At 36.4% G+C, this 11,006-nt stretch carries 7 protein-coding genes; all 7 read left to right on the top strand.

From position 1 onward, the window contains the following. The first annotated feature begins 163 nt into the window (after positions 1 to 163). Positions 164 to 2,356 carry a DUF8202 domain-containing protein gene (locus AC1WHX_RS06805; RefSeq protein WP_302544691.1) on the top strand — a complete coding sequence of 731 codons (2,193 nt, stop codon included), beginning with the start codon at positions 164 to 166 and terminating at the stop codon, positions 2,354 to 2,356. A 31-nt stretch (positions 2,357 to 2,387) separates the two neighbouring features. Further along, positions 2,388 to 5,450 carry a SusC/RagA family TonB-linked outer membrane protein gene (locus tag AC1WHX_RS06800; RefSeq protein ID WP_302544692.1) on the top strand — a complete coding sequence of 1,021 codons (3,063 nt, stop codon included), beginning with the start codon at positions 2,388 to 2,390 and terminating at the stop codon, positions 5,448 to 5,450. A gap of 11 nt (positions 5,451 to 5,461) precedes the next feature. Further along, positions 5,462 to 6,799, top strand: a complete 1,338-nt coding sequence (locus tag AC1WHX_RS06795; protein ID WP_022390483.1) for a RagB/SusD family nutrient uptake outer membrane protein — start codon at positions 5,462 to 5,464, stop codon at positions 6,797 to 6,799. A gap of 22 nt (positions 6,800 to 6,821) precedes the next feature. Further along, a complete protein-coding gene (locus tag AC1WHX_RS06790) occupies positions 6,822 to 7,940 on the top strand; it encodes an SGNH/GDSL hydrolase family protein (RefSeq protein WP_022390482.1) in 1,119 nt (372 codons plus the stop codon). Positions 7,941 to 7,947: 7 nt separating this feature from the next. Beyond that, entirely contained in the window at positions 7,948 to 8,778 is an 831-nt protein-coding gene (locus AC1WHX_RS06785; protein WP_022390481.1) for an endonuclease/exonuclease/phosphatase family protein, read from the top strand. 71 nt (positions 8,779 to 8,849) lie between these two features. Continuing rightward, positions 8,850 to 9,710: an endonuclease/exonuclease/phosphatase family protein gene (locus tag AC1WHX_RS06780; protein WP_022390480.1), complete on the top strand. Its 861-nt coding sequence runs from the start codon at positions 8,850 to 8,852 to the stop codon at positions 9,708 to 9,710. A 129-nt stretch (positions 9,711 to 9,839) separates the two neighbouring features. Continuing rightward, positions 9,840 to 11,006 (top strand): ROK family transcriptional regulator (locus AC1WHX_RS06775; RefSeq protein ID WP_481229047.1); only part of this gene is annotated, 1,167 nt, incomplete at its 3' end.

Genomic DNA, 11,006 nt, shown 5'->3' with positions numbered 1-11,006 from the left:
ATATACTCATGCATATACAAAAAATATTTCGTAAATATTTTGCAATTTACAATTTTATCATTTTATTTGCAACAAGAATTTAAAATAATATTCAAACTCCTGACATAATTAACCAGAGATTTCAAAACCATTATATCTAAATCAACCATTAATACAATCAATTATGAAAAAGGCGTTTTTATTATCGTTATTATGTATTGAAACGGTTTTTGCTGCAAATGCACAAATAAAACCGGGAGGAGTATCAGGATCGGTTTTATGGCTTAGAGCAGATAAGGGTGTGACCATAGATGCTGATAATAAATTGACAAGTCCGTACTGGGAAGATCTATCTGACCAAAAGCAAGAAATCGAACTTTTCCAAAAAGATGAAGGAGGTTCCGAAACATTAACACTGAAAAACAGCACCGTCAATTTCAATCCAACAGTTTACTTCAATGGGAAAATTGCATTAAAAGGATTAGAAAATAAAAAATACCAATCAGTTTTCGCAGTTTATTCAGCAAATCTAACTACAGAAAATAAAGAGGAATCAACTCTTCTATCTATTCAAGAAAAAGGAATAACAGATTATGGAAACAAAGAAGATCTTGTTTTTTTTCAAACTTATAAAATGGGATCTAATCCCACTCCGACATGGTTGGTTTCTGATGGAATCAACAATTATTGGGGAACACGTTCTGCAATAGTCTCAAGTAAAGTTTCCGGTTTCCACTCTTGTTTTGCAGCTTTTGGTAACCCCAAAGGAGATATGGTAACTTTCGACGGAGGTCTGTTCAGCGTCCTGACAAGATTCGTTTCCACCCCATCGAAAGAGGGTATTTTCTATGCCGGAGTTAGTGTTGCAGGAACGACTAAAATAGGTAAATGGCTCGAAGGAGATATTGCTGAAATTATAGCTTTCGACAGACTTATTACAGATGAAGAAAGATACAAAATAGAGTCTTATCTTGCTGCGAAATATGGTATTACTCTAATTAAATCCTCTTCTTCCAATCCAACAAAAGTACCTACTACACCAAACTATAAATTCACTTATTCAAGTAGTGCAGGGCAAATTTGGTGGGCAGGAGAAACTTCTGACTATTCTTCTTATAATAATTATATTACAGGCATTGTACGCGATGATGCTTCCGGACTTTCTCAAATAAAATCGACCGGACGGATCGGTTACGGGTTAACTGAAGATGAAGGTATATTGACAATATCAAACGGAAGTTCTTTTTCATCTCCTGCCAAATTTCAAGAAGATGGGCAATTTGCTTTTGTCGGAGCAACATCTGACGCTCTTAATACTACAGAACAAATACAAGCCTTTAATGAAGACGAAAAAGAAATCGCCTGTACAGTCTTAAAACGAAATTGGAAAATCAATCTATTCGGAATCAATACAATTAGTCTACAATTCAAAGTATCTCCAACAATAGCGACATTACTAGCAGAAACACCCAAAATCGGATTGATAAAAAAAACAGAAAACAATACAACATTCATACCAGTACAATATGACGAAGATGCCATGACCATAACAGCAGAAGGTATTGAATTCTCGTCCGGAGATATATTCACGATTGTTGTCGATTATATCGACAAACCGCAAATCAACCTCAAATCTCAAAAAGTATGCTTAGAATCAACTATCTCATTATCAGCCACACCCGCAGGAGGCAACTGGTCAGGAGACGGAGTTACAGGGTCAACGTTTAACGCATCCTTAGCCGGACTGGGCGAACATACAATAACATACACATTGAATAACATGAGTGAAAATATCATATTCACTGTTGAAGACGAAATAGAACCATCTGTATCGTTGACATCCAATATTTCTGAATCGGATGAATGGGATGCCATCATCATCGAAGCTCAATCTGTAACAGGTGGAGAAGATCCTCTATTTCAATTTGCATTAGATGACCCCGATTTTGAATACCCATTGGATGTTTTCTCGTCAAACAACACATTGAGATTGGCTGGTTACCAACTGGAAGAAGGAAATCATACAATATATGTACGCATGAAAACTTCTTTACCTTGTGCAACAAAAGAAATTGCAACAAACCAAATTAACATAAACAAGACTCCTACCGGAATCATCGTTTCTCAAAAAGCGACGATCAGCTGTTTCCCGAATCCTTTCGATAAAGAAATTAATTTAACCGGTCTCGACAATGATAAAAATTATATCGTTAACATTTTCACGAACAATGGGAAATTAATATTCTCAAATAATTGTTCAGCCGGACAAAATAAAATCGATGTAGCTCATCTCAACACCGGAATATATCTGTTACAAATCTCCGAAAAAGAATCTCGCAAAAAAGTTGCAGTAATCCAACTTATGAAGCATCAGTGAAGATTCATCCCACAAAAATTTATAATTTATCATGAAAATATATCAAATAACACTTATAATTCTCATCGGGCTATTTACCGCCGGGAAACTACCGGCACAAAGCCTTGAGAAAATAATTACCGGAACTGTAACGGATACAAAAGGTGAAACACTTATCGGTGTGTCAGTTACTGTAAAAAGTAAAACATCTCAAACCATTACAGATATAAACGGTAAATATCGGATCAAAGCTGCACCTCGAGATACTTTGGTTTTTTCCTATATCGGTATGGAAACAAAAGAATATTACGTAAAAAATAAAAAAGAAATAAATGCCATTCTCGAAAGCAAAGAGCAATCAATGAAAGAGGTCGTTGTTGTCGGATATTCAACACAACAGCGCAAAGATGTCACTGGAGCTATATCCTCTTTAAAAATAAAAGATGACTTATCTGTTTCGTATGCTACATTCGATCAATTATTACAAGGCAAACTTAGCGGAGTACAAGTACAGTCTGTATCGGGAAATCCTGGAACTGCAGGGACAATACGCATTAGAGGAGTAGGATCTATTAACGGAGGGAATGACCCCTTATATGTTATCGATGGCATACCTATGGATACTGAAGACGGTTCAGAATTAACCGGATTATTCGGGTCTTCTTATCAGTCTCCTTTATCGCTGATAGACCCTTCAGATATAGAATCTATAGATGTCCTTAAAGACGCCGCAGCGGCCTCTATATATGGTTCAAGAGCGACAAACGGAGTAATTCTCATTACTACAAAAAAAGGACAGAGTGGACGCACCAGTTTCTCGCTGAACATGTCCTGTGGATTTAGCCAAGTACATAACCTCCCGGAAATGGCAGATACAGATTTATACCTGACCGTCATGAACGAAGCTTATAATAATTATAACAAGGATAACAATTATAATCCGGGAGATGCTGGATATCAACCTTTATTAAAAGACCCGAGAGGAGTTAATTATCCCGGAGATTATGACTGGGTAAAACTCCCGTTCAGGGAAGATACACCTATTACTCAACGTTACTCTCTATCCATGAGAGGAGGAAATAGAAATACGAAGTTTTACTCAAATATTTCCTATTATGACCAAGAAGGTGTCATAAAAACAAACCGACTTAGAAGAATCAACTTCCGTTCAAATATAGACCATATCATATCTTCCAAAGTCAATTTTGGAGTTACAATAGGCCTCGGACACACAATTAATAACAGAGTACCGAGTGAAAACGGAAAGTATGGATATATATTACGATCATTTCCACAACGGCCGTATGACCGACCTTACAAGAAAGATGGCTCGTATGCGATAGGAGGTATCGACCTCCGATATCACAATGTCCAGGCCATGATAAACGAATCTGCTTCCGATTACAAGATTTACTCGGCAAATGCATCTACTTATCTGAACTGGAAATTAGCAAAAGGCCTAATATATAAACCACAGCTAAGTTTGCTATACAATACGAATAACGACTTTTATAATCGGACAACAGATTTTCCGAATATGGAGTCTTACGATGGTTATACCCGAGAATCACGTGCAACTGCAATTCGCTACGTATTACAACATACGTTAACATATAAAACTATGATAAAAGAAAAGCTGGGATTAACTGCAATGGTAGGACAATCTTACGAACATTACAACCGTTCATGGAATATCTCCAGCGGGTGGGACTTTCCCACTAAACAATTCACATATATTCGTTCTGCCGCTTCATTCGGTGCTAACGGATATGCTTATGGAAGTACCCTGATCTCTCATTTCGGAAGATTAGACTTGAGTTGGGACGATAAATATTTGCTTGCAGCAACAGTACGCGCTGATGGATCTTCCAAGTTTCCCTCAAATGGCATGTGGGGAGTCTTCCCTTCTGCATCTATTGCCTGGCGCATCAATAAAGAAGATTTCATGAAAAGCTTCGACTTTATCAACGACTGGAAAATAAGAGTCAGTTGGGGTATGACCGGAGAACAATCAGGCGTAGGATATTATACAGCTCAACGGTACATGGGTGCTGAAGCTCCATATTATGGACAAGCCGGCATTATCCTTGAGAGTCCGGGCAATCGCGATCTGAGTTGGGAAAAAGCAGAACAAATAAATGTGGGAACTGATGCCGTCTTATTTAACGACAGGTTGAATATTTCGATTGATTACTATATAAAAAACACACACGGACTCCTCTTTGAAAAACCGATGCCAGCCACATATGGTTATAAAACGAAACTGGTAAATATCGGAAAAATGAGAAACTCCGGGCTCGAATTATCTCTGAAATCGGTAAATATCAAGCAACGTAATTTCGAATGGACTTCAAATCTAACTTTCACGACTATCAATAATAAAGTAAAAAAATTAATGGAAGGGAATACTCCCGTATATGTCGGCAATTACCATATTCTTGAAATCAACAAACCTGTTGGATCATTTTACCTATACAAGCAAGAAGGCATCTATCAGTCTGACAAAGAAGTGCCTGAAAACTTATACAAAAACGGAGTTCGAGCAGGAGATATGAAATATGCATTGGATGAAAACGGTAATCCTAAACGGATGATTACGGGAAAAGCTATGCCCGACTGGTATGGTGGATTTACAAATACCTTTAAATTTTATGGATTCGATCTAAATATTTCTCTTTCCTATCAATATGGGAATGATATATTAAATATTTTTCGAAGTGGATATTCTGACAGATTGGGACAAATGGATGCAAATATGTTGAAAGAAAGTGCTGAAAACAGATGGACAGGACCGGGAACGAGTAATAAATATCCCAGAGCATTATTTAATTCAGAATACAACAATATGGCCTCAGACCGTTATCTTGAAGACGGTTCTTTTCTCAAATTAAAAGATATAACACTAGGATATACCTTTCCGGTAGATTGGGTAAAACATATTAAGCTAAAACATCTACGTATATACGCAACCATGCAAAACGTAGCAACATGGACAAAATACTCAGGTATGGACCCAGAAGTAAGCTATACACTTTCTCCTAAAGAAATGGGGCAGGACTTTTTCGGCACACCTAATCCCAGAATGTATTTAATAGGCCTTTCCTTAAACTTTTAATCTATAGAAATATGAAAAATTTCAAACTTATAACAACCTTACAGATACTTATCTTTTTCTCGTCATGTAACTTTCTTTTAGAAGAAACACCTGTCGATACCCTTCAGGAAAACGAATTATCGTCAGAACATATCCAAAGTCTTGTTCGAGGAGTCTATCATACTCTAGCGGACTGTACACCTGCCGGACTTATATTGAATGATTGTCTGGGAGAAATAATTGAAAACAATTCAAATAACGGAAGTTTAGTCAATGCCAATATTGCCCATAATAATTTTTCGTCAGACAATAGTTTCGTCGAGAATTATTATTATCATTTTTATAGTGTAATACATCAAGCAAATTATGCGCTCAATTATTTGTCCACTAAATCCGACCTATCAAACATAAGCAACAGACAGATGATCGGATCTCTCCATTATCTAAGAGCTTATTGTTATTTAAAATTAGTAACACAGTTCGGAGATGTACCAATATCTACCCAGATTACAGAAGAGGTCATACCGAGATCCCCAGCATCCGATGTATGGCAACTTATTAAAGATGATTTAGATATTGCAATAACTCAATGTCGTTCATGGGATCAAGCTCCACCCGAATTTCCTACTGCAGCTCGGTACTACTACTATGCATCTTCCGAAGCAGCATCAGCCCTGTTGGCTAGAGTATATTTATACAATAAAGAATATAACAAAGCCAAATCGATAGCTCGCCGTTTTCTCGAAGACTCCCGCTTCCAACTAATTCCAGCTGCTAATATGGCAGCATCAGCTGTAGGTGTAGGGCCTAAAGAACTTATCATGTGTATCTCAAACAATACCGGAGCGTACTACTACAGAAACATATTTAACACCTACGCCATGACTCCATCAGGATCATACCAATTCAAGCCATCTCAATCTTTTATAGATTCAATGGACCCTACAGATGCACGTTATACACTCTGCATCGGACAAAGTAACGACGGTTATACAACAGTAAATAAATTCAACTATAATTCTGTAAGTACATGTCCGTTCACCATATCCAGATTTACAGAAATGTACCTAATTTTTGCAGAATGCGCTCCTGACGAATCAGGACTTGAGAAACTGAATTATTTACGATCTGAAAGAAATCTCCCTCCATTAGACAAAAAAATTCTGAATGATCCCAGTAAATATATAGATGCCATACTCGACGAACGCAAATTCGAATTCTATGGAGAAAACCATTATTTTTATGATCTGGTTCGTCTAGGTAAAGCTCTCGATAAACTGGTCTATACCAAAAACAAATATCAGTTTTTATTACCAATTCCACAAAGTCAGGTCAATTTAGGATTAAAACAAAATCCAGGATACTTCTAGCAATTTTAATATTACTTTTATTATGAATCACAGATTAAACATATTTTGTTTATATTTTTTCTTGAGCATCATAGCAAACGCTCAAGAAATGAAATGGTGGAATCCCCAAAACTCAACGATAAATGCTATCGAAGGACAAGCCTGGCAAGGAGAACACGAAGGTTTTTATGACAGGCTACCTACTCGAGCAAAATCCATTGTCAGACCGGAAGTCTGGGCTCGTTCTAAATTTTCATCCGGACTGACAATTCGATTCAAAACAAACTCCCCAACAATACAGATACGATATAAAGTCGGAGGTAGACTAACTTTACCAACCATGCCAGCAGTCGGAGCAAGCGGCCTCGATTTATATGCGGTCAATGGGGACAAATTCTATTGGTGCCGTCCTGCAACGACATTCGGGGATACCATTATCTATAAATACACCGGATTAAAACCGACTCCCAGTTATTATGAAGAAGGGCTGGAATATAAGCTCTTTTTGCCTCCCTATAACAGCATACTCTCATTAGAAATCGGAGTATATGAGAACCGGACATTCATGCCACTTAGCTCACGTGACGAACTCCCGATCATTGTATATGGCACTTCTATTACACAAGGTGGATGTGCCAGCCGACCGGGAATGACATGGACGTCAATACTTCAGCGAAAACTAAACAAACCACTCATTAATCTAGGATTTTCAGGAAACGGACGTTTAGAACCGGAAGTCATACAACTCATTTGCGAACTGGACGCAGCCATTTTCATATTAGACTGTTTACCAAATTTAACCTCTGAAACAGTATATGATGATAAAAAATTAGAAACATTGATCATAAATGCCGTAAAGGATATTCGAGACAAACATCCGCAAACTCCTATAATATTAACAGATCACGACGGATATAGTAGCGGGTTTAAAAACGCAATATCACAACCCCGATACCACCGATACTATAACCGAGTAAATAAAGTTATGGATAAAGCATTCGCTAAGTTAAAAAGACAAGGAATAAAGGATATATATCATTTAAGCTTCGATGATATTGATCAATTACAGGACGGAAAAGTCGATGGAACTCACCCGAGCGATCTCGGAATGATGCAAATAGCCACAGCTTACGAAAAAATCATACGTGAAATATTAAAATAAAATTATTATGAAAAGAACAAGTATATTTATATTTATTTTATTCTTCATCATTTCTGCAAAAGCTCAACAGAAACAAGACAATTTCAAGATCCTATGTTATAATGTGCTACACGGATTCGAAAGTAATCCGAAAGTTATGGATAAATATGTAACATGGGTAAAAACAATAGATCCGGATATTGTCGCTTTCCAGGAAATGAATAAATTTACCGATAAATCTTTAAAAGAACTTGCTGCTCGTTATGGACATTACTATTCGGCAATTTCTAAAGAAAACGGATATCCTGTCGCCATAACGTCCAAGTATCCCATACGTGACCTTATAAAAGTAGACGATCACATGGAACACGGATATATGTACGCAAAAATAAACGATATCAATCTATTCGTCGTACATTTATCATCATGGAGCTTTTTCTTAAGAGAAAAGGAGATACAGCGCATTCTTTCACATGCAGCCCTAATTCCGGAGAACGAAAAAATCGTTATCACAGGAGATTTCAATTCTCTATGTGAAACAGATTCTTTAACTCACAAAGATGGATATCTAGAGCGAGTCAAACGCCGAGAACAAAAAGATCCGAGATACAAAGCCTTAAATAACGGAAAACTGGATTATTCCGTTATCCACACTGTCAAAGATGCCGGATACTCCGACTCATTCCTGATGTTTCATGATGCTTTTACCCGGGCATTTCCCAAACATTTAAGGAGAGTGGACTATTTGTGGCTAAATCCCCAAATGGCAAAATATGTCATAGCTTCCGATTTTATTTATGATGATAAGAATAACGAAATATCAGACCATTTCCCATTATTAGTAAAATTTAAATTCTAAAATATACAATAAAGTCGGGGTATGATTTTTAAATCTTGTTCATATTCCGACTTTACAGAATTCCCAATCTCATGAAAAATCTTGATTTCTATATAACCTTTGCAATCCTATTGTGCTCCTATTCCAGCATAATATCCTGCACTCAAAACGAACTACCAGAAAATACCAATAATAAAGAAAACAATGACTATATATCATTAAAACTCGTGAGTTATAATGTCAAATATTTCAGCTATGATAATAATGACCCATTAAATTATTTTACAATAGCATCGCTTATGCGCGAACTAAAGGCCGATATTATATGTCTGCAAGAACTGGATAGCTGCACCACTCGTACAAACGGCCATTTTCAATTAGCCAGATTTACCCAATATATGGGATGGGACAATTACTATTTCGGTAAAGCAATAGATTATCAAAAAGGAGGATATGGTATCGGCATATCTTCCCGAGAGAAAATAGAAAACAGTTTCAAAATAATTCTGCCCACCGGAGCAGAAAACCGTATCATCGCCATCGCGGAATTTCAAGACTACATCGTAGCATCAGTGCATCTGGACCATAAACTAAACCAATTGGCCGAGGCTGAAGAAATTAACAAAAACATGTACAAACTGTATCAAAACAGTAATAAACCCGTTTTCTTATTAGGAGACTTCAATTCAAAGACTGACTCTGAAACTATTTCCCTATTAAAAGAGAAATGGAAGATTATCTCTTCCGACAAAAACACATTCCCAGCCTCATCTCCTTCTCAACGTATCGACTATATCATGCAACTAAAAAACGGAATAACTTGTACTGTAGTAGAGACAGACGTTCCTTCTGCATACACCTTAACACAGGGTGACATATCGAGAGCTTCCGACCACAGACCAGTTTATACAATTGTCAAATTTAAAAAGAATAAACAGACCGACATTCAGTAAAACAGAACCGTTCCGAATGTTTGAAAATATAATTTATATGAAATTTACTAAGTTATAAATTCAGAAAACAGAAATCAATGAGTTATTGAGTATATTTGCTATTTATATTAAAATGGTTAAAAAATAGGTATGGACAACAGTTCGATATACGGAGTGGACACAAAAAAGATTCTTATAAAAAAGAGTATTATAAATTTTTACATCTACAATAAAGGAGCAACAATTGCAGATCTTTCAAAAGAGTTCAATTTAAGCGGACCTACTGTTGCAAAAATCATATCTGAGATGATTGAAGAGGGGTTTATTATAGACTATGGTAAACTTAAAACCTGTAGTGGAGGCAGACGCCCCAATTTATACGGATTAAATCCCGAATCAGGTTATTTTGTAGGAGTTGATATTAAAAAATTCGGAATTAATATTGGCATTGTAAATTTTAAAGGAGATATTGTTGATTTACAAACGAATATTTCATTTAAAAACGAGAATACAATAGAATCATTCAATGCCCTCTGCGAAATAATACAAACTTTCATAAACAAGCACAAATCTATCCGAAATAAAATATTGGACATAAATATCAATATATCAGGACGTATAAACGCCGAATCAGGATATAGCTACAGTACATTCTATTTCGGCGAGCGCCCTTTAACCGATTTATTTTATGAAAAATTAGGATATCAAGTTTTCATAGACAACAATACTCGTGCTATGCTTTATGGCGAATACATGAGTAATAATACCAATAATGCAAAAAACATTATTTTTGTCAATATCAGTTGGGGACTGGGTATAAGCATAATGATAAACGGACAGCTATATTATGGCGAATCTGGCTTCTCCGGAGAATTCGGACATATCAGTGTATTCGATAACGAAGAATTATGTCACTGCGGTAAAAAAGGATGTCTGGAAACCGAAACTTCAGGATCGGCCATTCATCGTATCTTTATGCAACGTGTTCTCAATGGTGAAAACTCAATTCTTTCAGCATCAATAAAAGGAGGTAATAATCTAACATTAAGTGACATTATAGATGCAGTGAACAAAGAAGACATATTAGCCATTGATATTATTGAAGAAGCTGGAAACAAATTAGGAAAATATATTGCCGGACTTATCAATATTTTTAATCCCGGATTAGTGATAATCGGAGGAGAATTATCACAAACCGGAGATTATATCAGTCTGCCAATTATAAGTGCTATTAATAAATTTTCTCTTAACCTTGCCAACAAAGACTCCGTTATCACAATTTCTAAATTAAAAGATAAAGCTGGAGTCATTGGAGCC

The sequence above is a fragment of the Coprobacter sp. genome (assembly GCF_982436375.1).
Note: the sequence above shows the minus strand (reverse complement) of the source record. Positions and strands in the feature narration are given on the sequence as shown.